This window comes from Pseudomonas sp. 05L36 (genome assembly GCF_056398125.1).
Window position 1 is genome coordinate 62,169 of record NZ_JBFTOU010000026.1, and the last position, 22,520, is coordinate 84,688.

Below are 22,520 nucleotides of genomic sequence, written 5' to 3' on the forward strand. Positions count from 1 at the left end.
AAAGAAATAACATGGGCAGCATGCATCCCGTACAGGTGATCGCGGTGACCGGCGGCAAAGGTGGCGTCGGGAAAACTAATGTGTCAGTGAACTTGTCCCTGGCTCTGGCTGAGCTTGGCCGGCGCGTCATGCTGTTGGACGCCGACCTGGGGCTGGCGAACGTCGACGTTCTGCTGGGCCTGACACCCAAACGTACCCTGGCCGACGTGATCGAGGGCCGCTGCGAACTGCGCGATGTACTGCTGCAGGGACCCGGCGGCATCCGTATCGTTCCGGCCGCATCCGGCACTCAGAGCATGGTGCATCTGAGCCCCGCGCAACACGCCGGCCTGATCCAGGCCTTCAGCGATATCGGCGACAACCTCGACGTATTGGTGATCGACACCGCTGCGGGCATTGGTGACTCGGTAGTCAGTTTCGTTCGCGCAGCCCAGGAAGTGCTGCTGGTGGTGTGCGACGAGCCGACCTCGATCACTGACGCCTACGCCTTGATCAAATTGCTTAACCGTGACTACGGCATGAACCGCTTCCGCGTCCTGGCCAACATGGCCCAGAGCCCGCAGGAAGGGCGCAACCTGTTCGCCAAGTTGACCAAGGTCACGGATCGCTTCCTCGACGTCGCCCTGCAATACGTCGGCGCGGTGCCCTACGACGAAAGCGTGCGCAAGGCCGTGCAGAAGCAGCGCGCCGTCTACGAGGCCTTCCCCCGTTCCAAGTGCTCGCTGGCATTCAAGGCCATCGCACAGAAGGTCGATACCTGGCCGCTGCCTGCCAACCCGCGCGGGCACCTGGAGTTTTTCGTCGAGCGCCTCGTGCAGCAGACAGCAGGACCGGTTCTATGACAGCAAGCGGTTACAACCTCTACAAAAAATCGGCGCGTGATGCGCAGTACGAGCTGATCGAGCGTTACGCGCCGCTGGTTAAACGCATTGCCTACCACTTGTTGGCGCGCCTGCCGGCCAGCGTCCAGGTCGAAGACCTGATCCAGGCCGGGATGATCGGCCTGCTTGAGGTGTCGACCAAATATGACGCCAGCAAAGGCGCCAGTTTCGAGACGTACGCGGGCATTCGAATCCGCGGCGCCATGCTCGATGAAGTGCGCAAGGGGGACTGGGCGCCACGTTCGGTTCACCGCAATACGCGCATGGTCAGCGATGCCATTCGCTCGATTGAAGCGAAAACCGGCCGTGACGCTAAAGATCACGAAGTTGCGGCCGAACTCCAATTGAGTCTCGACGATTACTACGGGATTTTGAACGACACCCTGGGCAGCCGGCTGTTCAGTTTCGACGACCTGTTGCAGGACGGCGAACACGAAGGTCTGCACGAGGATGGCGCGAGTGCTCATATCGAGCCGTCACGCGATCTGGAAGATGAACGCTTCCAGGCTGCGCTGGCGGAGGCGATTGCCAATTTGCCGGAGCGTGAGCGACTGGTGTTGGCGCTGTACTACGACGAAGAGTTGAACCTCAAGGAAATCGGTGAGGTCCTGGGGGTCAGCGAATCTCGGGTCAGCCAGTTACACAGCCAGTGCGCGGCCCGTTTGCGGGGGCGTTTGGGGGAGTGGCGAGCGCGCTGAAGGCAGTGTGGGGGACACTGCGAACGAGGCCGGTGTGGTGTTGAACTGCGCCGGTCGCGATCTGTTGTGCTCCAGACAGTCATCGAGTGCTTTGCCGGATTGATTGAAATGGCGCGTCCAGGTGCTGGGCGCGTTTAAGACTGCTTGGAGGTCGAATTGGACAAGAACATGAAAATCCTCATCGTTGATGACTTCTCAACGATGCGGCGGATCATCAAGAACCTGCTGCGTGACCTTGGGTTCACCAACACCGTCGAGGCCGACGATGGCACTACCGCCATTCCGGTGCTCAACAGCGGAAGCATCGACTTTCTGGTAACGGACTGGAACATGCCTGGCATGACCGGTATCGATCTGCTGCGCCACGTGCGTGCCGATGAAAAGCTCAAGCACCTGCCGGTGCTGATGGTGACCGCTGAAGCCAAGCGCGAGCAGATCATCGAAGCGGCCCAGGCCGGCGTTAACGGCTATGTGGTCAAACCCTTCACGGCCCAGGCGTTGAAAGAAAAAATCGAGAAGATTTTCGAACGCATCGGTTGATGAGTGCGCCACGGGGGAGCTATGGGCAATAACGAAACTTCATTGGGCGACTTTGAGTCGACCCTGAAAAAACACGCCGTCGAATTGGTCGAGAGCCTTGAAAAAGGCAAGTTCGGCGACGCGGTGCAATTGATCCATGAGCTCAACCAGACCCGTGACCGCGGCCTGTATCAGGAAGTGGGCAAGCTCACTCGCGAACTGCATAGCGCGATCGTCAATTTCCAGATTGACCCGCACATGCCGCAAGCCGAAGAAGTGTCCCAGATCACCGACGCCACCGAGCGTCTGGGCTATGTGGTCAAGCTGACCGAGGCTGCGGCCAACCGCACCATGGATCTGGTGGAAAGTGCCACGCCGCTGGTCAATGGCCTGGCGGATGAAGCCCAGGCCTTGAGCACGGACTGGGGACGCTTCATGCGTCGCGAAGTCGGCGCCGAAGAGTTTCGTGAACTGGCCCGCCGGGTCGACGGCTTCCTGGTGCGCAGCGGCACGGATAATCGCGCGGTGTCGGGCAACCTCAACGACATCCTGCTCGCCCAGGATTACCAGGACCTCACAGGGCAAGTGATCAAGCGAGTGACCCAGTTGGTCACCGAAGTTGAAAGCAACCTGCTCAAGCTCGTGCTGATGGCCAGTCAGGTGGACCGCTTTGCGGGCATCGAACATGACCGTGAAGCGATGCTTGCAGAAAAAGATCCACAAAAACATCTCTCTCAGGGTGAAGGTCCGCAGATTCATGCCGATAAAAGAGAAGACGTTGTGTCCGGTCAGGACGATGTGGACGATTTGTTATCCAGCCTGGGATTTTAGAGTTTTAGAATTTTAGGTTTTTTGGGTTTTTAGACCTGTAGGAGCACCCCCTTAATGAGCTTCGGCGCCGATGAAGAGATCCTTCAGGATTTCCTGGTTGAGGCCGGCGAGATTCTAGAGCAACTGTCCGAGCAACTGGTCGAGCTGGAAAGCCGTCCGGATGATGCGGATCTGCTCAATGCAATTTTTCGCGGTTTTCACACTGTAAAAGGGGGCGCCGGCTTCCTTCAGCTCAACGAGCTGGTGGAGTGCTGCCACATCGCCGAGAACGTGTTCGACATCCTGCGCAAGGGTGAGCGTCGCGTCGACTCGGAACTGATGGACGTGGTTCTCGAAGCGCTGGACGCGGTGAACAGCATGTTCAGCGAAGTCCGCGAACGCAGCCCGATCACCGCTGCGACACCTGAACTGCTCGCGGCGCTGGCCCGTCTGGCCGAGCCGCAATCGGCTGACGAGGCCGCATCAGCACCTGTCGCCGAAGTGATTGAAGAGTCTGTGGCAGAAAGCGAATCGGGCGATATCACCGACAATGAATTCGAACAACTGCTGGACTCGCTGAACGCCGTCAAGGCCAAGGCCAAGGCCGAGGCGCCGGCGGCTGTTTCTGCGCCGGTCAGCGATGAAATCACCGATGCCGAGTTCGAGTCGTTGCTCGATCAACTGCACGGCAAGGGCCAGTTCGCCGTTGACGCGGTGGTCCCGGCGCCAGCTGCGCCAGAGGCCCCGAAAGCGGCCGGCGACAGCTCCGATATTACTGACGACGAATTCGAAGCACTGCTCGACCAACTGCACGGCAAGGGTAACTTCGCTGTCGATGCGCTGGAGTCGGCCATTGCTTCCGTACCGGCTGCTGCCGCGCCAACCGCTGCAGCGGTCGGCAGCGATCTGATCAGCGATCACGAATTTGAATCGCTGCTCGATGAGTTGCACGGCAAAGGCAAGTTCAGCGAAGTCGGCAAGGCGACGGTTGCCAGCGGATCGAACACGTCCGTTGCCGCGCCGGCCGCGAAGGCTGCGGCGCCGAAACCTGTGACCAGGGCACCCGAGCCAAAAGCCGAAACGCCGGCTGCAGCCGCTGCACCTGCTGCTGCGCGTGCCCCGGCCGCGCCACCGGCGGAAAAGCCGGCCAGTGAAGCCGAGACCACCGTGCGCGTCGATACCGCGCGTCTCGACGAGATCATGAACATGGTCGGCGAGTTGGTGCTGGTGCGTAACCGCCTGGTCCGCCTGGGCCTCAACAGCGGCGACGAAGCCATGTCCAAGGCCGTGTCGAACCTCGACGTGGTCACGGCCGACCTGCAAACCGCGGTCATGAAGACCCGGATGCAGCCGATCAAGAAAGTCTTCGGGCGTTTCCCGCGCCTGGTTCGCGACCTGGCTCGCCAGCTCAAGAAAGAGATCAACCTGGAGCTGGTCGGCGAAGAAACCGACCTCGACAAGAACCTCGTCGAGGCCCTGGCCGATCCGTTGGTCCACTTGGTGCGCAACGCAGTCGACCACGGCATCGAATCGCCGGAAGAACGCGAAGCCTCGGGCAAGGCTCGTGGCGGCAAGGTCATCCTGGCGGCCGAGCAGGAAGGCGATCACATCCTGCTGTCGATTTCCGATGACGGCAAAGGCATGGACCCGAACGTCCTGCGTTCAATCGCGGTCAAGCGCGGTGTGATGGACAAGGATGCGGCGGACCGCCTGAGCGACACCGAATGCTACAACCTGATCTTCGCCCCGGGTTTCTCGACCAAGACCGAGATCTCCGACGTATCGGGTCGCGGTGTGGGCATGGACGTGGTGAAAACCAAGATTTCCCAGCTCAACGGCTCGATCAACATCTACTCGACCAAGGGCCAGGGTTCGAAGATCGTCATCAAGGTGCCGCTGACCCTGGCGATCATGCCGACGCTGATGGTCATGCTCGGCAACCAGGCATTCGCGTTCCCGCTGGTGAACGTCAACGAGATCTTCCACCTCGACCTGTCGACCACCAACGTTGTGGACGGCCAGGAAGTGGTGATCGTGCGGGACAAGGCACTGCCATTGTTCTATCTCAAACGCTGGCTGGTCAGCTCCGCCGCTCACGAAGAGCAGCGCGAAGGCCATGTGGTGATCCTTTCGGTGGGCACGCAGCGGATCGGCTTTGTCGTCGATCAACTGGTGGGCCAGGAAGAAGTGGTCATCAAGCCATTGGGCAAAATGCTCCAGGGAACGCCGGGCATGTCCGGCGCCACCATCACCGGTGACGGCCGCATCGCGCTGATTCTCGATGTTCCGAGCATGCTCAAGCGTTACGCCACACGGCGTATTTGATTCTGGTGGAGCGGGGCGCCTGGCCTCGCTCCATCTAATGGAGTGTTTATGGCAGTCAAAGTCCTGGTGGTGGACGATTCGGGGTTTTTCCGCCGCCGCGTCTCGGAAATTCTTTCAGCGGATTCCAATATCCAGGTCGTCGGCACGGCGACCAACGGCAAAGAGGCGATCGATCAGGCGCTGGCCCTCAAGCCCGACGTGATCACCATGGACTACGAGATGCCGATGATGGACGGCATCACCGCTGTGCGGCACATCATGCAACGCTGCCCGACCCCGGTCCTGATGTTCTCCTCGCTGACCCACGAAGGCGCCCGCGTCACCCTCGATGCGCTGGATGCCGGCGCGGTGGACTTCCTGCCGAAAAATTTCGAAGACATCTCGCGCAACCCCGAGAAGGTCAAGCAACTGCTGTGCGAGAAGATCCTCAGCATTGCGCGCAGCAATCGTCGAGTCAGCGCCTACAGCGCTCCGACGCCTGTCGCTGCACCAGCCCCGACGCCTGCGCCTTCCAGCGTTGGCAGTTTTGGCAGCAGCGCGCCCGTGCGTCCGGCACCGGCACCGATCCCTGCGCGTACGCATGCGGCCACTGCGTCGTCGCCCGCGCCGAAACGCAAAGCCTACAAACTGGTGGCCATCGGTACGTCCACCGGCGGCCCGGTTGCGCTGCAACGGGTGTTGACCCAATTGCCGGCCAGCTTCCCGGCCCCGATCGTGCTGGTCCAACACATGCCGGCCGCCTTCACCAAGGCCTTCGCCGAGCGCCTGGACAAGCTCTGCCGCATCAGCGTCAAGGAAGCCGAGGATGGCGACATCCTGCGGCCGGGCCTGGCGCTGCTGGCGCCGGGTGGCAAGCAGATGATGATCGACGGCCGTGGCGCGGTGAGAATCCTCCCGGGTGACGAGCGTCTGAATTACAAGCCGTGCGTGGACATCACCTTCGGTTCGGCAGCCAAGTCCTACGGTGACAAGGTTCTGGCGGTGGTCCTGACCGGCATGGGCGCCGACGGCCGTGAAGGTGCGCGCCTGCTCAAGCAGGGCGGCAGTTCGATCTGGGCACAGGACGAAGCCAGTTGCGTGATCTATGGCATGCCGATGGCCATCGTCAAGGCTGAACTCGCCGACGCGGTGTACAGCCTCGACGACATTGGCAAGCACCTGGTCGAGGCCTGCATCTGATGGATGTTCTAAGCCTGATCGGCATCATCATGGCCTTCGTCGCCATCATCGGTGGCAACTACCTCGAAGGCGGTCATCTCGGCGCCCTGGCCAACGGCCCGGCAGCGCTGATCGTGCTCGGCGGCACCATTGGCGCCGCGCTGCTGCAATCGCCGATGAGCGCCTTCAAGCGCGCCATGCAGATCCTCGCCTGGATCCTGTTCCCGCCCCGTGTCGACCTGGCCGGTGGCATCGACCGCGTGGTGAACTGGAGCCTGACCGCCCGCAAGGAAGGCCTGCTGGGCCTTGAAGGTATCGCCGACGCCGAGCCCGACAACTACGCGCGCAAAGGCCTGCAACTGCTGGTTGACGGTGCCGAGCCGGAGGCGATCCGCAGCATTCTGGAAGTGGATTTCTACACCCAGGAAAGCCGCGATGTCGAAGCGGCCAAGGTCTTCGAAAGCATGGGCGGTTATGCGCCGACCATCGGCATCATCGGTGCGGTGATGGGCTTGATTCACGTCATGGGCAACCTGGGCGATCCGTCGCAACTGGGTAACGGCATCGCCGTGGCTTTCGTCGCCACCATCTACGGCGTGGCCAGTGCCAACCTGGTGCTGCTGCCGATCGCCGCCAAACTCAAATCCATCGCGCTGCGCCAGTCGCGTTATCGCGAAATGCTGTTGGAAGGGCTGCTGTCGATCGCCGAAGGTGAAAACCCTCGCTCCATTGAGTTGAAGCTCCAGGGCTTCATGGATTAAGGGAATAAGCTCATGGCTCGCCGTCGCCAGCATGAAGAACACGTCAACCACGAACGCTGGCTGGTGTCCTACGCCGACTTCATCACCTTGCTGTTCGCCTTTTTCGTGGTGATGTACTCGATCTCTTCGATCAACGAAGGCAAGTACAAGGTCATTTCCGAAGCGCTGATCGGCGTCTTCACCGATTCCGATCGTTCGCTCAAGCCGATCCCGATCGGGGACGAGCGGCCGAAGACCGTGACCCCGGCCAAGCCGCTGGTCAAGGACAGTGACCAGGTCGATGCCGGCTTCGCCGGTGCCAGCGATCCGCTCAAAAGCATCGCCGACGACATCAGTGCGGCGTTCGGTGACCTGATCAGCTCCAACCAGATGACCGTGCGCGGCAACGAGTTGTGGGTCGAGATCGAGCTCAATTCCAGCCTGTTGTTCGGCAGCGGCGACGCCATGCCCAGCAACATCGCGTTCAACATCATCGACAAGGTTGCGGCGATCCTGAAGCCATTCGACAACCCGATTCATGTCGAAGGCTTCACCGACGACCAACCGATCCGCACCGCGCAGTACCCGACCAACTGGGAACTGTCTTCGGCCCGCTCGGCCAGCATCGTGCGCATGCTGGCGATGCAGGGGGTGAACCCCGGTCGCCTGGCGTCGGTGGGCTACGGCGAGTTTCAGCCGATGGCCAACAATGCCACCGCTGAAGGCCGCGCCCGCAACCGTCGCGTGGTGCTGGTGGTGTCGCGCAACCTCGATGTGCGCCGCAGCCTGACCGGCACCGGAACCGCCCATGCGCAACCGGATGCCGCATTGAAGCGTGCTGGCACACAAACTGCACCGACCCCGGTCAAGTCGCCGGTACGAGAGAGCGCCGTCAATTCTCCGTCACCCGCATTAACACGTTGAGCTATTTCTCGGTCGATCCATTCGGCCGGGAGGAACAATCCGAATGAGAGTCTGGGCAGTCGCCAATCAAAAGGGTGGTGTCGGTAAAACCACTTCCTCCATCGCTTTAGCCGGTTTACTGGCGGAGGCGGGCAAGCGCGTGGTCGTGGTCGATCTCGACCCCCACGGCTCGATGACCAGCTACTTCGGCTACGATCCCGACGCCCTGGAGCACAGCAGCTACGACCTGTTCCTGCACAAGGGCAACGTGCCGCAAGGCCTGCCGGGTCAACTGCTGCTGTCGACCAGTGACGAACGCATCTCCCTGTTGCCCTCCAGCACCGCGCTGGCCACCCTTGAGCGCCAGTCGCCGGGGCAGAGTGGCTTGGGCCTGGTGATTGCCAAGAGCCTGGCGCAACTGTGGCAGGACTTCGATTACGCGGTGATCGACAGCCCGCCCTTGCTCGGCGTGCTGATGGTCAATGCCTTGGCGGCGAGCCAGCAACTGGTGATCCCGGTGCAGACCGAACACCTGGCGGTCAAGGGCCTTGAGCGCATGGTCAACACCCTGGCGATGATCAACCGCTCGCGCAAACAGGCGTTGCCGTTCACCATCGTGCCGACGCTGTTTGACCGAAGGACCCAGGCGTCCCTCGGCACGTTGCGCGTGCTGCGCGACAAATTCCCCGAGGAAATCTGGCAAGGCTACATCCCGGTGGACACGCGCCTGCGCGATGCCAGTCGAGCGGGGCTGACGCCTTCGCAATTCGACGGCAAGAGCCGTGGCGTCCTCGCTTACCGTGCGTTGCTCAAGCATCTGCTGGCGGCACAACTTGTTCCGCAGGTGGCGTGACATGAGCCCAACTCCTGTAGGAGCGAGCTTGCTCGCGATGGTCGTCAACGATGACGCGGGAAACCTGACACCCCGTGGCGCTCTCAGGTTCATCGCGAGCAAGCTCGCTCCTACAGGTGCGTGCTCATGAACCGGCCATTGAAGACCACTTCGCGCCCGCAACTGGCATTGCAGTCCTACCTGGACAGCTTGCTGCAGGAAGTGACCGAAGAATTGACGCTGCCCGCAGAGGCAGTGGCCGAGGAGATCGCCGCAGAAGCGGTGCTGGACGAGTTTCAGGCAGCGGTGCTCGAAGAGCAGGCCCGCGACGCCGCAGCCGCTGTGACGGTCGCCCCGGTGCAGGCATCGGTGGCGCCAGTGTTCAAGGCGCCGGTGATCGAAGCTCTGGCCCCTGTTATGGCGCCGGTCTCGACCATCGCCCCGCTGCTGCAAGCCTTGGTGCCACCACCTGTCGAGGCGCAGCCAGCAGTCGTCGAAGTGCAGCAAACCCTGGTGCCGCCGGTCGTCGATGTGCATCTACCACCGAGCAACACGCCGCCACCGGTTGAGTCCGACGGTCGTCCGTCCTGGGCTGCCGAACCCTTCGAATGCCTGCTGTTCGATGTCGCCGGCTTGACCCTGGCGGTGCCGCTGGTGTGCCTGGGTTCGATTTACTCCCTGGCCGGTCATGAACTGACGCCGTTGTTCGGTCAGCCGGAGTGGTTCCTCGGCATCTTGCCGAGTCAGTCGGGCAACCTGAAAGTGCTGGATACCGCACGTTGGGTCATGCCCGACCGTTACCGCGACGATTTCAAGCAGGGTCTGCAATACGTCATTTCCGTCCAGGGCTACGAGTGGGGGCTGGCGGTGCATCAGGTCAGCCGCTCGTTGCGCCTGGATCCGAACGAAATCAAGTGGCGCAGTCACCGTGGTCAACGGCCATGGCTGGCGGGCACGGTGATTGAACACATGTGTGCGTTGCTCGACGTTTCCGCGCTGGCCGAGTTGATCGCCAGCGGCGGCGCAAAGCACATGGACGGCCACAAGCCGACCCACAAAACTACATAACGGAACAACACCGCCAGGGCGGTTTCTTGAGGGGATCAGGGTATGAATGACAAGGCGACGGCGGCAAAGGGTTCCGAAGATCCGATCCTGCAATGGGTCACCTTCAAGCTGGACAACGAGACCTACGGCATTAACGTGATGCGCGTCCAGGAAGTCCTGCGTTACACCGAAATCGCCCCGGTCCCGGGTGCCCCGAGCTACGTGCTGGGGATCATCAACCTGCGCGGCAACGTCGTCACCGTGATCGACACCCGCCAGCGCTTCGGCCTGATGAATGCCGAGATCAGCGACAACACCCGTATCGTCATCATCGAAGCCGACAAGCAGGTGGTCGGGATCATGGTCGACAGCGTGGCCGAAGTGGTTTACCTGCGTCAGTCGGAAATCGAAACCGCGCCGAACGTGGGTAACGAAGAGTCCGCCAAGTTCATTCAAGGCGTGTGCAACAAGAACAACGAATTGCTCATCCTGGTCGAGCTCGACAAGATGATGAGCGAAGAAGAATGGTCGGAACTGGAGAGTATCTGATTGATTCTCGAGGTTGCGGTCATTGTCCTGTTCCTGTTTTGGGCAGGTACGCTGGCAATGTTCCTGGCGTACATTCGCGGTCAAAAGCAGATCGCCGCACAACAGACCCAAGGCGATGCGCTGCGCGATCAGCGCATCAAGGACCTGGGCAAACGCGTCGACGACTACCAGAACGGTAATGTGCGCATGGGCGAAGATCTGCATGAGCTTCGCGCGACAGTCGCACCATTGCCGGACAAACTCACCCAGCTGGAACAGCGTGATCCTTCAAGCCTGTCGTTTGCCCAGGCAGCGCGACTGGTCGGGATGGGTGCCAGCGTCAACGAACTGACCCAGTCCTGCGGCTTGACCCAGGCTGAGGCGGAGTTGATGAGTAAGTTGCACAAGAACTGAGTTTTGCGATCTGGCTGAAGTCGCTTTCGCTGGCAAGCCAGCTCCTACAGGCTCACGCCGATACCGAACTGTAGGAGCTGGCTTGCCAGCGAAGGCGTCCTCGAAATTTCAGTAGTCTTCCCCGGGATCCGACGCATTCCTCTCTATCCTCAGACGGGTACTACGCCGTCGTAGCCTCCTGCCTATAGCTTTTTCAGATCCCGCTATCTTGTGATCGCAACCCGCCATCAGTAGGTTGAGCATCTTGTTCAAACCTGGTCAGTGTCAGGAAGGCTTATGATCGACATTTTTCGCGGTACACCGCTGTGGGTTTATGCGTTTTTTCTGATCTTGACTTATTACGGTGTCATTGCCTGCTTCAAGAATCAGGTGTCGAAAAGGTCATTGCAGATATCGCCCGTGATATTCGTGACCCTGTCCCTGGCTTCGCTGAATCTCTCCCAAGGTGTAGTCATTCCACTCTCGGCCTATGTAATGGGGTTATTGGCGGGATGGTTGCTGGCACTGCGCTTTTTCTCGTACAGCAATGTGCAGCGCGAGGGGGAACATCTGGTTCTGCCTGGCACAATCAAGGTACTGATGGTGTATTGGGGCTTCTTTGCATGGCGTTACTACCTTGGCTATCAGGCAGCGATGTATCCGGAAATGGCCAATGAATTACCGATGACGGCATCGTCGGCACTGGGGGCTGGCCTTATCAATGGATTGATTGTCGGTCGCAGTCTCAAGCTTTTGCGCTTTGTAGGAGCTGGCGTAAGTGTATAGCCAACACACGTTCATATGACCGACGGTGTGTGGTTCTGCTCGTCGACTGCATCCAGTATTTGCCGTACCCGATCTGTAACAGACATGTCCCCTCAAGCTTCAAGGCAGCACAAGTAAGCACAGGCAGCCATTCCTGATGCCTGGCCAAGCTCCGTTCGGGAACGCCTCCCTCATCATACTGAACTGCCCAAGCCAGAAACTCCGGCTTTGCTTGACCGGAGCGTTTTATCTCTCGACGTTTCAGTCTCTCTGACGTTCGATATCTTCGTTTTAACCCAATATTTTGAAGCGCTTTTACAGATGGCGATACATATATTCAGTATTTAATCGGCTCAGAGGAGTGTTCAATAAGCGTATCCCGTTCTAATGTCGGGAATGACTTAAATCTTTCGGCCTCGGCCTTATGTAAAGGAGATTCAGATGAGCAGTGTTCGTGACCGTACAACTGGTTCCATAATAGAGTTTGATCCTGAGTCAATGTATGGGTTCGTAACAATATCAAGCATTGCTGGTAAAAAGGCGCGATTTCGACAACAACAATATAATAGTCTGGGTTGGCCGGAAGTTGGAGTTCGGGTTTCTTACGTTCTTAATCAAATTAGAGGAGGAGAAGATCCTCTCTACATTGCTGAAAATCTTCTTCGACTCCCCTGAGTGACAGCCACCCGTTGACGGATGGACTGATGGGCGGAGTGTGATAATCGCAGGCGGGTATAGACAGGATTTTATGAGGGTTATCTGATCAAAACGTTGCCGTGACAGATATCGATAGGATGATGCTTTCATTCTGATGTTGTAGTGGTGATATCACGCTCCATCTTCGGCGCCTCCGGATCCTGCCCCGCCGGAAACTTCCCCTTCAAATTCCACGCAAACGCAATGATCTCGGCAATCGTCCGATACAGCTCCTGCGGAATGCTGTCCCCCAGTTCCATCCGCGCCAGCAATCTCACCAGTTCGGCGTTTTCGTAGATCGGCACTTCGCAGTCGCGGGCAATGCGCAGGATTTCTTCCGCCAGCGCTTCGTCGCCCTTGGCGGTGAGGGTCGGGGCGTGGGTGCCGTCGTATTTGAGGGCGATGGCCTGGCGTGGGGCGTTGGGGTTTTTCATGCGGTTTCGTCGACCCAGCGTTGTTCGAGGCGGGTTTGCGGGCCTTGGGGTGGTGTGCCGAGGTGGCAATCGAGGTCGCCGACGTTCAGGCCGGCGGACAGCAAACGGTCACGCAGCCCGGCGAGATTGCTTTCGATCAGGCTGGCGGTGTACGGCCGTTCGGCCCAGAGCTGGCTGGAGAGGCTGCCCTTGATCAGTTGCGCCTGGATTTGCAGCGGCCCCAGAGGTTCCATGGCGAATGCCAGTTCCACACGCCACAGCTGTTGCTTGGGTTCGCGTTCTTCGCGACGCTCCTTTGGCTGTTCGTTTTCGGGTGAGTCTTCACGCTGGAACTTGACCTGCAAGGGCACGATGTCTTGCATGCTGCGCATCGGGATTTCCAGCTGCCAGGTGCTCATCAGCCGCCCGTCGGCGGTTACGCCGGTCTGTTCCAGGCTCGACAGTTGATGGCTTTGCAGGCGTGAAACTGCGGCGGCGGCCAGGCGCAGCAGGTGTTCGAGGTCGTTTTCACCGTCGGAGCCTTGCAACAGGCGCTCGGGGAGCGGGAAACCGCTCGGCGACGGTTTGGCACTGACCTGGCCGAGCATGCCCAGGGCATTGCGGACAAAATTCGGCATGGCCTGGGCCAGGGTATTGGCGGCGATGATCGCGCCGAGGCTGGTGTTGGCCGGCAAGCCCTGACTCAGTTGCGCGACCAGTTTGAGCAAATCGCCTTTCATGTCCGGCGTTAGCGTCGGGTTTTGCCCGCTCAGCAGTTTGCTTTCGAGGAAAGCGCCGCTGCCGGCCAGCGCCAGCGCCAGGCCCTTGGCGGTGCTCAATTGCTGGACATCCGGCAGGCCGGCGAGCAGGCGGGCGGCGGCACTGCGCAGTTCGGCGGAGGTCTGGTCCGAGGCGGGAAGATTCTGCAGCAGCTTGAGCAAGCCATCCAGCGAGCCCTGGCGGCTTTGCTGATCGACCAGTTGCCGGGTTACCGCCAGTTGTTCCTGACGGCTGCCCAATGGCACGAATTTCAATGTCTGGCTGTCCTGCACCTGCGCACTCAGCAGGGTGCCGATGCGCAAGGGTTGCGGGCTGTCGATGCTCAGGGTGCTGCCGCTCAGTGCGGTGTTGAGCAGGCTCACCATCGAGCGAAACACCATGGGTTGGCCCGGCACCGGCGGTAGCACTTGCGAGGTCAGCACCTTGCCCTGCAACAGCGTGCCCACGGGCAATTGCGCGGTATCGAGGCGGGTGAGGGTGGCAACACTGGAAGCAATAACCTGTTGCACCGTCACGGCCAGGCTGCCGGCCGAGGGCTGGGTGACGACCAGCGTGGTGCCCTGGGCCAGTGGTTGATTACTGGTGGTCTGGACCGTGGTCTGGCGGCCGCTGTCGAGGGTGACTTTGAGCAGCATCTGGAAAGTCTGATCCACCTGCTTGAGCGACAAGACTTCGGCCTGGGCGGTTTGACCGACGCTGATCAGCCCCTCCACCGGCGTCAGCAACTTGAGCAACTCACCGCTGACCACCGGCGGGCGTGACGTCGCCGGGAGGGTTTGCGGTAGTGGGAGGATGTTCATTTCGCCTGTCATACGCGGTCACAACCTGAGGAAAATCCACTCTTTAGAGTAAGGTCTGGCATGTATAATGCCGCGCCGTTGTATCCAAAAATGGCAAAACTTTGCAATTGTTTGACGCAGCTCTCTAGAACAAGACGTCATTGCATCTATGCTGCATCTCTTTAACGGCCGCGCCAGAGCCGACTTGAACCGTATAAGGCCCGTGAACCCTTGACCAGTCCTGTCCTGCAAACCGTTGCCCTTGCCTGTGAGCGAGACCTTCGGCTGCTCTTCGAAAATCTCGATTTGCGACTGGCCAGTGGCGAAATGGTGCAAATCAGCGGCCCCAACGGCAGCGGCAAGACCAGCCTGTTGCGCCTGCTCTCGGGGCTGATGCAGCCGACCGCCGGTCAGGTGCTGCTCAACGGCCAGCCGCTGAACGAACAACGCGGAGAGCTGGCGCGCAACCTGCTGTGGATCGGCCACGCGGCCGGGATCAAGGACTTGCTGACGCCGGAAGAGAACCTGAGCTGGCTGTGTGCCTTGCACCATCCGGCGACCCATGAGGCGATCTGGCAGGCGCTGGCCGCGGTCGGGCTGCGCGGATTCGAGGATGTTCCCTGTCATACCTTGTCTGCTGGTCAGCAGCGCCGTGTCGCCTTGGCACGTCTATATCTGGACAGTCCGCCGCTGTGGATCCTCGATGAGCCCTTTACCGCCCTCGACAAGCAGGGCGTGGCGCAGCTTGAATCTCATCTGGCCGGCCACTGCGAACGTGGCGGCATGGTGGTGTTGACCACTCATCACACGCTGAGCCGGGTGCCGGCCGGTTATCGCGACATCGATCTGGGGAGCTGGGCCGTATGAGTGTTTTCGGCCTGCTGGTCGCCCGCGAGGCTCGTCTGCTGTTCCGCCGTCCGGCGGAACTGGCCAATCCGCTGGTGTTCTTTGCCATCGTCGTTTCCCTGTTCCCGTTGGCGGTCGGCCCCGAGTCTCAATTGTTGCAAACCTTGTCTCCGGGGCTGGTCTGGGTCGCGGCACTTTTATCGGTCCTGCTCTCGCTGGACGGGCTTTTCCGCAGTGATTTCGAAGACGGATCCCTTGAACAGTGGGTCCTTTCGCCGCACCCCCTGGCTCTTCTGGTTTTGGCCAAGGTGCTGGCACACTGGGCTTTTTCCGGCTTGGCACTGGTTTTGCTCGCGCCCTTGCTGGCGCTGATGCTCGGTTTGCCTGCCGCCTGTCTGCCAGTGTTGCTGCTTTCGTTGCTGCTCGGTACACCAGTACTGAGCCTGCTCGGTGCGGTGGGCGCGGCGCTGACGGTCGGCTTGAAGCGCGGTGGCCTGTTACTGGCACTGCTGATTCTGCCGCTGTACATCCCGGTATTGATCCTTGGCAGTGGCGCCTTGCAGGCTGCCTTGCAGGGGATGCCGGCGACCGGTTATCTCCTGTGGCTTGGCAGCCTGACCGCCCTGGCGATAACCCTGACACCTTTTGCAATAGCTGCTGGCCTGAAGATCAGCGTCGGCGAATAATAATGAGGTCTGGTCATTTTTTGATCACTTCTTTTGAAGAAAGGCAGACCCTGGCTCTTCATAGCAAAGAGCAACCGTGATGGAAACAGTATGAACTGGACGTGGTTTCACAAGCTCGGCTCACCCAAATGGTTTTACGGCATCAGCGGCAAACTGTTGCCCTGGCTGAGCGTCGCGGCGTTGCTGCTGATCAGTGTTGGCGTGGTCTGGGGCCTGGCCTTCGCGCCGCCGGACTATCAGCAGGGCAATAGCTTTCGCATCATCTACATCCACGTCCCGGCCGCCATGCTGGCCCAGTCCATCTACGTGATGCTGGCCGTGTGCGGTATCGTCGGCCTCGTGTGGAAGATGAAACTGGCCGACGTCGCCTTGCAATGCGCGGCGCCTATCGGCGCGTGGATGACCGCGGTGGCGCTGGTCACCGGGGCGATCTGGGGCAAACCGACCTGGGGCTCGTGGTGGGTCTGGGATGCACGCCTTACGTCTATGCTTATCCTGCTGTTCCTGTACTTCGGTCTCATTGCGCTGGGCAACGCCATCAGCAATCGTGACAGCGCGGCCAAGGCCTGCGCGGTGCTGGCGATTGTCGGTGTGATCAACATCCCGATCATCAAATACTCGGTGGAGTGGTGGAACACCCTGCACCAGGGCGCGACCTTCACCCTCACCGAAAAACCGGCGATGCCTGCCGAGATGTGGCTGCCATTGCTGCTGACGGCGCTGGGTTTCTACTGTTTCTTCGGCGCGGTCCTGTTGCTGCGCATGCGCCTTGAAGTGCTCAAGCGCGAAGCCCGGGCCAGTTGGGTCAAAGCCGAAGTGGAAAACAGCCTGGAGGTCGCTCGATGAGTTTTGCTTCATTCGGCGACTTCATCGCCATGGGTCATCATGGCCTGTATGTCTGGTCAGCCTATGGCATCTGCCTGGCGGTGTTGGTCCTCAACGTGGCGGCGCCGATCCTGGCCCGCAAGCGGTATCTGCAACAAGAGGCGCGTCGTTTGCGCCGGGAGAACGGCAAGTGAATCCGCTGCGCAAAAAGCGTCTTATCATCATTTTCGCGATCCTGGTCGGGGTCGGCGCTGCCGTCGGCCTGGCCCTGAGCGCCCTGCAGCAGAATATCAACCTGTTTTACACACCGACCCAGATCGCCAACGGTGAAGCCCCACAAGACACGCGCATTCGTGCCGGCGGCATGGTCGAGAAGGGCTCGCTGGAGCGTTCCAGTGATTCCCTGGACGTGAAGTTCGTCGTCACCGACTTCAACAAATCCGTGACCATCACTTATCGCGGCATCCTGCCGGACCTGTTCCGCGAAGGGCAGGGCATCGTCGCTCTGGGCAAGCTCAATGCCGATGGCGTGGTGGTGGCCGATGAAGTGCTGGCCAAGCACGATGAGAAGTACATGCCGCCGGAAGTGACCAAGGCGTTGAAAGACAGCGGTCAATCGGCTCCAACGCCCGCGAAGGAGGGTTGATCCATGACATCCGGCATCTTTATTCCCGAGCTTGGCCACCTGGCGATGATCCTGGCCCTGTGCTTCGCCCTGGCTCAGGCCGTGGTGCCGCTGTTCGGTGCCTGGCGCGGTGACCGCCTGTGGATGAGCCTGGCCCAGCCGGCCGCCTGGGGGCAATTCACCTTTCTGCTGTTCGCCTTCGGTTGCCTGACCTACGCCTTCATGGTCGATGACTTCTCCGTGGCCTACGTGGCCAACAACTCCAACAGCGCGTTGCCGTGGTACTACAAGTTCAGCGCCGTGTGGGGTGCCCACGAAGGTTCCTTGTTGTTGTGGGCCTTGATTCTCGGCGGCTGGACCTTCGCGGTGTCGGTATTCTCCCGGCAGTTGCCACAGGTCATGCTGGCCCGCGTGCTGGCGGTGATGGGCATGATCAGCACCGGTTTCCTGCTGTTCCTTATCATGACCTCCAACCCGTTCAAGCGCATCCTGCCGCAAGTGCCCAGCGACGGTGCCGACCTCAACCCCTTGCTGCAAGACATCGGCCTGATCGTTCACCCGCCGATGCTGTACATGGGCTACGTCGGTTTCTCGGTGGCCTTCGCCTTCGCCATCGCCGCGCTGATGGGCGGTCGCCTGGATGCCGCGTGGGCGCGTTGGTCGCGTCCGTGGACCATTGTTGCCTGGGCGTTCCTCGGCATCGGCATCACCCTCGGTTCTTGGTGGGCGTACTACGAGCTCGGCTGGGGCGGCTGGTGGTTCTGGGACCCGGTGGAAAACGCCTCGTTCATGCCATGGCTGGTGGGCACTGCACTGATTCACTCGTTGGCGGTCACGGAAAAGCGTGGCGTGTTCAAGAGCTGGACCGTGTTGTTGGCCATCGCCGCATTCTCCTTGAGTCTGCTCGGTACTTTCCTCGTGCGTTCCGGCGTGCTGACCTCGGTGCACGCCTTTGCCTCCGATCCGGAGCGCGGCGTGTTCATCCTGATTTTCCTGCTGTTCGTGGTCGGTGGTTCGTTGACGCTGTTCGCCCTGCGCGCGCCGGTGGTCAAGAGCCAGGTCGGCTTCAACCTCTGGTCCCGGGAAACCTTGCTGCTGGGCAACAACCTGGTGCTGGTGGTCGCGGCCTCGATGATCCTGCTCGGTACCTTGTACCCGCTGATTCTGGACGCCATGACCGGCGCCAAGCTGTCCGTCGGCCCGCCGTACTTCAACGCGCTGTTCATTCCGTTGATGGCGTTGCTGATGATGGTGATGGCGGTCGGCGTGATCGTGCGCTGGAAAGACACCCCGGTGAAATGGCTGGTGAGCATGCTCACCCCGGTCTTGCTCGGCAGCGCCGCGCTGGCAGTAGTGGCCGGCGTCGCCTACGGCGATTTCAACTGGGCGGTGCTCGCAACCTTCATGCTCGCTGCCTGGGTGCTGTTGGCCGGTGTGCGAGACATCTTCGACAAGACCCGCCACAAAGGCCTGATCAAGGGCCTGCCAACCCTGACCCGCAGTTACTGGGGCATGCAGGTTGCGCACCTGGGCATTGCCGTGTGTGCGCTGGGTGTCGTGCTGTCGAGCCAGAACAGTGCCGAGCGCGACCTGCGTCTGGCGCCGGGCGAGTCCATGGACCTGGCCGGTTATCACTTCATCTTCGAAGGTGCCAAGCACTTCGAAGGCCCGAACTTCACGTCCGACAAGGGCACCGTCCGGGTGATCCGCAACGGCAAGGAAGTCAGCGTGCTGCACCCGGAAAAACGCCTGTACACCGTGCAGAACTCGGTGATGACCGAAGCGGGCATCGACGCCGGATTCACCCGCGACCTCTACGTCGCCCTCGGTGAACCCTTGGGTAACGGCGCCTGGGCTGTGCGCGTGCACGTCAAACCGTTTGTGCGCTGGATCTGGTTCGGTGGTTTGCTGACAGGTTTCGGTGGATTGCTGGCGGCGCTGGATCGGCGTTATCGGGTCAAGGTCAAAAGCCGCGTGCGCGAAGCACTGGGCATGTCGGGAGCCACTGCATGAAGCGTTGGTTGATGTTGTTGCCACTGGCGATTTTTCTGGTGGTTGCTGTATTCCTTTACCGTGGGTTGTACCTGGATCCGGCCGAGCTGCCTTCGGCCATGATCAACAAGCCGTTCCCGGAGTTTTCCCTGCCGACGGTGCAGGGCGACAAGGCCCTGACCAAGGCTGACATTCTGGGCAAACCGGCGCTGGTCAACGTCTGGGGCACCTGGTGCATTTCCTGCCGGGTCGAGCACCCGGTGTTGAACAAGCTGGCCCAGCAGGGCGTGGTCATCTACGGCATCAACTACAAGGACACCAACGCCGATGCCTTGAAGTGGCTGACGGACTTCCACAATCCGTATGTACTGGACATTCGTGACGACGAAGGCTCGCTGGGCCTGAACCTCGGCGTGTACGGCGCGCCGGAAACCTTCTTCATCGATGCCAAGGGCATCATCCGCGACAAATTCGTCGGCGTGATCGACGAGCAGGTCTGGCGCGAAAAACTGGCGGCCAAGTACCAGGCGCTGGTCGACGAGGCCAAGCCATGAAGCGCTGGATCGCTGCCGTTGTCCTGGGCTTGAGCCTGGCGGGCGTGGCCCACGCTGCCATCGATACCTACGAGTTCGCCAAGGAAAGTGATCGCGAGCGTTTCCGCGAGCTGACCAAGGAGCTGCGTTGCCCCAAGTGCCAGAATCAGGACATCGCCGATTCCAACGCACCGATTGCCGCCGACCTGCGCAAAGAGATTTTTCGCATGCTGGGCGAGGGCAAGGACAACCAGCAGATCATCGACTTCATGGTCGATCGCTACGGTGATTTCGTCCGCTACAAGCCTGCGCTGAACGCCAAGACCGCCTTGCTCTGGTTCGGCCCCGCCGGCCTGTTGCTGGGCGGTGTCGTGATCATCGCGGTGATCGTCCGCCGTCGTCGCGTGCAACGCGCCGGCACCCCGGACTCGCTTTCTGCCGAGGAGCGCTCGCGCCTCGACCACCTGTTGGATAAAACCAAGAATGATTGATTTCTGGCTCGCTGCAGGTCTGCTGCTTCTGGTTGCCCTGAGTTTTCTGTTGATCCCGGTGCTGCGCAGCCGTCGCGCCCAGCGCGAAGAGGATCGTACCGCCCTGAACGTCGCGCTTTTTCAGGAACGCGTGGCTGAGTTGCAGACTCAGCAGGAAGAGGGCGTGCTCGATGCGGCGCAAATGGACGCCGGTCGCGCGGAAGCTGCCCGTGAATTGCTGGCGGACACCGAGGGCGTCGAAGCGCCGCAGGTCTCGCGCCTGGGCAAACCCTTGCCATTGCTGGCGGCCGTTCTGGTGCCGGTGCTGGGCCTGGGGCTGTACATGCATTACGGCGCCAGCGACAAGGTTGAGCTGACCCGCGAGTTCGCCCAGGCGCCGCAGACGATGGAAGAGATGACCAAACGCCTGGAGCGCGCGGTTGCCGCACAACCGGATTCCGCCGAAGGCATGTACTTCCTCGGTCGCACCTACATGGCTCAGGATCGCCCGGCGGACGCGGCGAAGATGTTCGAACGGACGGTGAACCTGGCCGGTCGTCAGCCCGAGCTGCTCGGCCAATGGGCCCAGGCCCAGTACTTCGCCGATGACAAGAAGTGGTCGGACAAGGTCCAGGCCCTGACCGACGAAGCGCTCAAGACCGATCCGAAAGAAGTCACCAGCCTTGGCCTGCTCGGTATTGCCGCGTTTGAAAGCGAGCGTTATCAGGACGCCATCGATTACTGGAATCGCCTGTTGGCGCAGTTGCCGCCGCAAGACAAGTCTCGCGAGGCGCTGCAAGGCGGGATTGCCCGGGCCACGGAGAAGCTGGTGGCCAGTGGCGGCAAGGTTGCGCAGGCACCGGCGGCCAAGGCCTCGGCGTTGCTCAAGGTCAGCGTCGATCTGGCAGCGGACCTCAAGACCAAGGTCCAGCCTGGCGACAGCGTGTTCATCTTCGCCCGTGCGATCTCCGGTCCTCCGGCCCCGCTGGCGGTCAAGCGCATGACGGTGGCCGACCTGCCGGTGACCGTCGAACTGGGCGATGCCGATGCGATGATGCCGCAATTGAAACTGTCGAACTTCCCTGAAGTCCAACTGGTTGCGCGCATTTCCCGCGCCGGCAAACCGACCGCCGGCGAATGGATCGGTCGCAGCCAGCCCCTGGCCAGCAGCACCACCGCGCCGCAAACACTGACCATCGACAGCCCGGACAAATAACAGGAAAACGCAATCATGACCGCATTCGCTCGTATCACCCTGCTCAGCGTCGTTATGGGGTTAAGCGCTTGTGCGGTCCAGCAACCACCGGAACAACAGGCACCACCACCGTTCCCGCCGTCGCAGCCCAGCCCTACGCCATCGACTTCGCCTGTACCGAGCAAGCCGAGCATCCCGGCCAAACCCTCCAAGCCGTTGCCACGCACTTCTGCGAGCTTCGCGCCACCACCCGGGGGCAACAGCCATTGGGATCCGAAGCTTGGGGTATATGTGCTCGATGATCAGCCCAATACCTTTTATCGCCAGCGTACCTATTACCGTTGGGATAACGGCTGGAGCCGGTCGATCAGTCCGAAGGGGCCGTGGGAGGAGACGGATATTCACGGTGTACCGGGTGGCCTGGGGCGGCAATTCGGGCAGTAACGCACTAAGGCGACTTTCGGGTCGCCTTTTTTGTGCCTGCTGAATAATCCGGTTCAACCCCCAATCCCTGTAGGAGCTGGTTTGCCAGCGAAGGCGGCCTGACAGCCGGCCTGTCTTTTGTTGACCGCGTACATATCCATTCCTGCGGTAACGGCGGCTTATGGTTCCGCTCTTACAGCGGGTCCCTTTTGTCAAACGACACAAAAGGAACCAAAAGGTCTCGCCCCTTACGTACGGCCCCTCGCTAAGGCTCGGCGTTCCTTCGCTGCGGTATTCATCCGGGGGCATTGCCCTCCGGTCGGCTTCGCTTCGACCTACATGCAATGAGTTCGACTGCGTCGAACGGCGCTGCGCGCCCATCCCCGGATGAACACCGGAACGAGGCCTCCCGAGGGGGCGGGTGGATCAAGATCAAGAGCTGCAGGCGAGCTAACGCTCGGCCTGTTGAGTGGTGAGGAGCATTAGGTGCACGCCGATCCATTGTAGGAGCGAGCCTGCTCGCGATGGCGGCCTGCCAGCCGACCTGGTTTCGCGGACGTATCAATCCGTAGGAGCTGCCGAAGGCTGCGATCTTTTGATCTTGCTTGTAAGCAATAAAGCCAAAAGATCGCAGCCTCGTTGCACTCGACAGCTCCTA

Annotated in this window: 26 protein-coding genes and 1 pseudogene; 25 read left to right on the forward strand and 2 right to left on the reverse strand. The window is 60.7% G+C overall.

The annotated features are described in order from the left end of the window. Positions 1-11 precede the first annotated feature (11 nt). The 15 genes and pseudogenes from fleN to AC1DKH_RS24160 all read left to right on the forward strand — a co-directional run bounded on the left by fleN (position 12) and on the right by AC1DKH_RS24160 (position 12,274). A complete protein-coding gene (gene fleN, locus AC1DKH_RS24090) occupies positions 12-842 on the forward strand; it encodes a flagellar synthesis regulator FleN (RefSeq protein WP_008001746.1) in 831 nt (276 codons plus the stop codon). After that, positions 839-1,579: an RNA polymerase sigma factor FliA gene (gene fliA / locus AC1DKH_RS24095; RefSeq protein WP_223461391.1), complete on the forward strand. Its 741-nt coding sequence runs from the start codon at positions 839-841 to the stop codon at positions 1,577-1,579. The genes fleN and fliA overlap by 4 nt, the downstream gene beginning before the upstream one ends. A 168-nt stretch (positions 1,580-1,747) precedes the next feature. Beyond that, positions 1,748-2,119: a chemotaxis response regulator CheY gene (locus AC1DKH_RS24100; RefSeq protein ID WP_003183998.1), complete on the forward strand. Its 372-nt coding sequence runs from the start codon at positions 1,748-1,750 to the stop codon at positions 2,117-2,119. A gap of 21 nt (positions 2,120-2,140) precedes the next feature. Then, complete coding sequence (locus AC1DKH_RS24105; RefSeq protein ID WP_477799509.1) at positions 2,141-2,929, forward strand: protein phosphatase CheZ; 789 nt, start codon at positions 2,141-2,143, stop codon at positions 2,927-2,929. A gap of 54 nt (positions 2,930-2,983) precedes the next feature. After that, on the forward strand, positions 2,984-5,233 hold the full coding sequence (locus tag AC1DKH_RS24110) for a chemotaxis protein CheA (protein ID WP_477799510.1): 2,250 nt from the start codon (positions 2,984-2,986) through the stop codon (positions 5,231-5,233). A 48-nt stretch (positions 5,234-5,281) separates the two neighbouring features. Continuing rightward, positions 5,282-6,412 carry a protein-glutamate methylesterase/protein-glutamine glutaminase gene (locus tag AC1DKH_RS24115; protein ID WP_477759851.1) on the forward strand — a complete coding sequence of 377 codons (1,131 nt, stop codon included), beginning with the start codon at positions 5,282-5,284 and terminating at the stop codon, positions 6,410-6,412. Continuing rightward, the gene (locus AC1DKH_RS24120) at positions 6,412-7,152 is read left to right on the forward strand and encodes a flagellar motor protein (RefSeq protein WP_085716992.1); all 741 of its coding nucleotides are present in this window, start codon (positions 6,412-6,414) and stop codon (positions 7,150-7,152) included. Before AC1DKH_RS24115 ends, AC1DKH_RS24120 begins: the two co-directional genes overlap by 1 nt. A gap of 12 nt (positions 7,153-7,164) precedes the next feature. Continuing rightward, positions 7,165-8,055, forward strand: a complete 891-nt coding sequence (gene motD, locus AC1DKH_RS24125) for a flagellar motor protein MotD (protein WP_477799511.1) — start codon at positions 7,165-7,167, stop codon at positions 8,053-8,055. A gap of 43 nt (positions 8,056-8,098) precedes the next feature. Beyond that, positions 8,099-8,887: a ParA family protein gene (locus tag AC1DKH_RS24130; RefSeq protein ID WP_477799512.1), complete on the forward strand. Its 789-nt coding sequence runs from the start codon at positions 8,099-8,101 to the stop codon at positions 8,885-8,887. 1 nt (position 8,888) lies between these two features. Then, positions 8,889-9,011 (forward strand): annotated as a pseudogene (locus AC1DKH_RS24135) (outer membrane lipoprotein carrier protein LolA); the annotation flags it as partial. A 2-nt stretch (positions 9,012-9,013) separates the two neighbouring features. Next, positions 9,014-9,934, forward strand: a complete 921-nt coding sequence (locus AC1DKH_RS24140) for a CheW domain-containing protein (RefSeq protein WP_477799513.1) — start codon at positions 9,014-9,016, stop codon at positions 9,932-9,934. Between the two features lie 42 nt (positions 9,935-9,976). Then, positions 9,977-10,462, forward strand: coding sequence for a chemotaxis protein CheW (locus AC1DKH_RS24145; RefSeq protein ID WP_007980742.1), 486 nt, complete (start codon positions 9,977-9,979; stop codon positions 10,460-10,462). After that, positions 10,463-10,855 carry a DUF2802 domain-containing protein gene (locus tag AC1DKH_RS24150; protein ID WP_477799514.1) on the forward strand — a complete coding sequence of 131 codons (393 nt, stop codon included), beginning with the start codon at positions 10,463-10,465 and terminating at the stop codon, positions 10,853-10,855. 276 nt (positions 10,856-11,131) lie between these two features. Further along, the gene (locus AC1DKH_RS24155) at positions 11,132-11,620 is read left to right on the forward strand and encodes a hypothetical protein (RefSeq protein WP_477799515.1); all 489 of its coding nucleotides are present in this window, start codon (positions 11,132-11,134) and stop codon (positions 11,618-11,620) included. A 420-nt stretch (positions 11,621-12,040) separates the two neighbouring features. After that, on the forward strand, positions 12,041-12,274 hold the full coding sequence (locus tag AC1DKH_RS24160) for a hypothetical protein (RefSeq protein ID WP_477799516.1): 234 nt from the start codon (positions 12,041-12,043) through the stop codon (positions 12,272-12,274). A 128-nt stretch (positions 12,275-12,402) separates the two neighbouring features. Here the strand turns inward: AC1DKH_RS24160 and AC1DKH_RS24165 are convergent, their stop codons facing one another. Beyond that, positions 12,403-12,729 carry an EscU/YscU/HrcU family type III secretion system export apparatus switch protein gene (locus AC1DKH_RS24165; protein ID WP_477752434.1) on the reverse strand — a complete coding sequence of 109 codons (327 nt, stop codon included), beginning with the start codon at positions 12,727-12,729 and terminating at the stop codon, positions 12,403-12,405. Next, positions 12,726-14,300: a flagellar hook-length control protein FliK gene (gene fliK / locus AC1DKH_RS24170; protein WP_477799517.1), complete on the reverse strand. Its 1,575-nt coding sequence runs from the start codon at positions 14,298-14,300 to the stop codon at positions 12,726-12,728. Before fliK ends, AC1DKH_RS24165 begins: the two co-directional genes overlap by 4 nt. A 198-nt stretch (positions 14,301-14,498) precedes the next feature. Here fliK and ccmA point away from each other — a divergent pair, with 198 nt between their 5' ends. From ccmA to AC1DKH_RS24220, 10 genes are all read left to right on the forward strand, one after another. Beyond that, positions 14,499-15,134 (forward strand): cytochrome c biogenesis heme-transporting ATPase CcmA, encoded by a 636-nt coding sequence (gene ccmA / locus AC1DKH_RS24175; RefSeq protein WP_477799518.1) that lies wholly within the window; start codon positions 14,499-14,501, stop codon positions 15,132-15,134. Further along, entirely contained in the window at positions 15,131-15,799 is a 669-nt protein-coding gene (gene ccmB / locus AC1DKH_RS24180) for a heme exporter protein CcmB (protein WP_007980754.1), read from the forward strand. Before ccmA ends, ccmB begins: the two co-directional genes overlap by 4 nt. 90 nt (positions 15,800-15,889) lie before the next feature. Continuing rightward, positions 15,890-16,645 carry a heme ABC transporter permease gene (locus tag AC1DKH_RS24185; protein ID WP_046037680.1) on the forward strand — a complete coding sequence of 252 codons (756 nt, stop codon included), beginning with the start codon at positions 15,890-15,892 and terminating at the stop codon, positions 16,643-16,645. After that, complete coding sequence (gene ccmD, locus AC1DKH_RS24190; RefSeq protein ID WP_092271396.1) at positions 16,642-16,818, forward strand: heme exporter protein CcmD; 177 nt, start codon at positions 16,642-16,644, stop codon at positions 16,816-16,818. Before AC1DKH_RS24185 ends, ccmD begins: the two co-directional genes overlap by 4 nt. Next, complete coding sequence (ccmE, locus tag AC1DKH_RS24195) at positions 16,815-17,270, forward strand: cytochrome c maturation protein CcmE (RefSeq protein ID WP_477752437.1); 456 nt, start codon at positions 16,815-16,817, stop codon at positions 17,268-17,270. Before ccmD ends, ccmE begins: the two co-directional genes overlap by 4 nt. A gap of 3 nt (positions 17,271-17,273) precedes the next feature. Continuing rightward, positions 17,274-19,262: a heme lyase CcmF/NrfE family subunit gene (locus AC1DKH_RS24200; RefSeq protein WP_477759854.1), complete on the forward strand. Its 1,989-nt coding sequence runs from the start codon at positions 17,274-17,276 to the stop codon at positions 19,260-19,262. Next, a complete protein-coding gene (locus AC1DKH_RS24205) occupies positions 19,259-19,795 on the forward strand; it encodes a DsbE family thiol:disulfide interchange protein (RefSeq protein ID WP_477799519.1) in 537 nt (178 codons plus the stop codon). The genes AC1DKH_RS24200 and AC1DKH_RS24205 overlap by 4 nt, the downstream gene beginning before the upstream one ends. Next, positions 19,792-20,265 carry a cytochrome c-type biogenesis protein gene (locus tag AC1DKH_RS24210; RefSeq protein WP_477799520.1) on the forward strand — a complete coding sequence of 158 codons (474 nt, stop codon included), beginning with the start codon at positions 19,792-19,794 and terminating at the stop codon, positions 20,263-20,265. Before AC1DKH_RS24205 ends, AC1DKH_RS24210 begins: the two co-directional genes overlap by 4 nt. After that, positions 20,258-21,460 (forward strand): c-type cytochrome biogenesis protein CcmI, encoded by a 1,203-nt coding sequence (ccmI, locus tag AC1DKH_RS24215; RefSeq protein WP_477799521.1) that lies wholly within the window; start codon positions 20,258-20,260, stop codon positions 21,458-21,460. Before AC1DKH_RS24210 ends, ccmI begins: the two co-directional genes overlap by 8 nt. A gap of 15 nt (positions 21,461-21,475) precedes the next feature. Continuing rightward, positions 21,476-21,883 (forward strand): hypothetical protein, encoded by a 408-nt coding sequence (locus AC1DKH_RS24220; RefSeq protein WP_477752442.1) that lies wholly within the window; start codon positions 21,476-21,478, stop codon positions 21,881-21,883. Positions 21,884-22,520 lie beyond the last annotated feature (637 nt).

Coding starts and splice junctions, on each gene's coding strand:
- fleN (WP_008001746.1), top strand. CDS start 12: ATGGGCAGCATGCATCCCGTACAGGTGATCGCGGTGACCGGCGGCAAA.
- fliA (WP_223461391.1), top strand. CDS start 839: ATGACAGCAAGCGGTTACAACCTCTACAAAAAATCGGCGCGTGATGCG.
- AC1DKH_RS24100 (WP_003183998.1), top strand. CDS start 1,748: ATGAAAATCCTCATCGTTGATGACTTCTCAACGATGCGGCGGATCATC.
- AC1DKH_RS24105 (WP_477799509.1), top strand. CDS start 2,141: ATGGGCAATAACGAAACTTCATTGGGCGACTTTGAGTCGACCCTGAAA.
- AC1DKH_RS24110 (WP_477799510.1), top strand. CDS start 2,984: ATGAGCTTCGGCGCCGATGAAGAGATCCTTCAGGATTTCCTGGTTGAG.
- AC1DKH_RS24115 (WP_477759851.1), top strand. CDS start 5,282: ATGGCAGTCAAAGTCCTGGTGGTGGACGATTCGGGGTTTTTCCGCCGC.
- AC1DKH_RS24120 (WP_085716992.1), top strand. CDS start 6,412: ATGGATGTTCTAAGCCTGATCGGCATCATCATGGCCTTCGTCGCCATC.
- motD (WP_477799511.1), top strand. CDS start 7,165: ATGGCTCGCCGTCGCCAGCATGAAGAACACGTCAACCACGAACGCTGG.
- AC1DKH_RS24130 (WP_477799512.1), top strand. CDS start 8,099: ATGAGAGTCTGGGCAGTCGCCAATCAAAAGGGTGGTGTCGGTAAAACC.
- AC1DKH_RS24140 (WP_477799513.1), top strand. CDS start 9,014: ATGAACCGGCCATTGAAGACCACTTCGCGCCCGCAACTGGCATTGCAG.
- AC1DKH_RS24145 (WP_007980742.1), top strand. CDS start 9,977: ATGAATGACAAGGCGACGGCGGCAAAGGGTTCCGAAGATCCGATCCTG.
- AC1DKH_RS24155 (WP_477799515.1), top strand. CDS start 11,132: ATGATCGACATTTTTCGCGGTACACCGCTGTGGGTTTATGCGTTTTTT.
- AC1DKH_RS24160 (WP_477799516.1), top strand. CDS start 12,041: ATGAGCAGTGTTCGTGACCGTACAACTGGTTCCATAATAGAGTTTGAT.
- AC1DKH_RS24165 (WP_477752434.1), bottom strand. CDS start 12,729: ATGAAAAACCCCAACGCCCCACGCCAGGCCATCGCCCTCAAATACGAC.
- fliK (WP_477799517.1), bottom strand. CDS start 14,300: ATGACAGGCGAAATGAACATCCTCCCACTACCGCAAACCCTCCCGGCG.
- ccmB (WP_007980754.1), top strand. CDS start 15,131: ATGAGTGTTTTCGGCCTGCTGGTCGCCCGCGAGGCTCGTCTGCTGTTC.
- AC1DKH_RS24185 (WP_046037680.1), top strand. CDS start 15,890: ATGAACTGGACGTGGTTTCACAAGCTCGGCTCACCCAAATGGTTTTAC.
- ccmD (WP_092271396.1), top strand. CDS start 16,642: ATGAGTTTTGCTTCATTCGGCGACTTCATCGCCATGGGTCATCATGGC.
- AC1DKH_RS24200 (WP_477759854.1), top strand. CDS start 17,274: ATGACATCCGGCATCTTTATTCCCGAGCTTGGCCACCTGGCGATGATC.
- AC1DKH_RS24205 (WP_477799519.1), top strand. CDS start 19,259: ATGAAGCGTTGGTTGATGTTGTTGCCACTGGCGATTTTTCTGGTGGTT.
- AC1DKH_RS24210 (WP_477799520.1), top strand. CDS start 19,792: ATGAAGCGCTGGATCGCTGCCGTTGTCCTGGGCTTGAGCCTGGCGGGC.
- ccmI (WP_477799521.1), top strand. CDS start 20,258: ATGATTGATTTCTGGCTCGCTGCAGGTCTGCTGCTTCTGGTTGCCCTG.
- AC1DKH_RS24220 (WP_477752442.1), top strand. CDS start 21,476: ATGACCGCATTCGCTCGTATCACCCTGCTCAGCGTCGTTATGGGGTTA.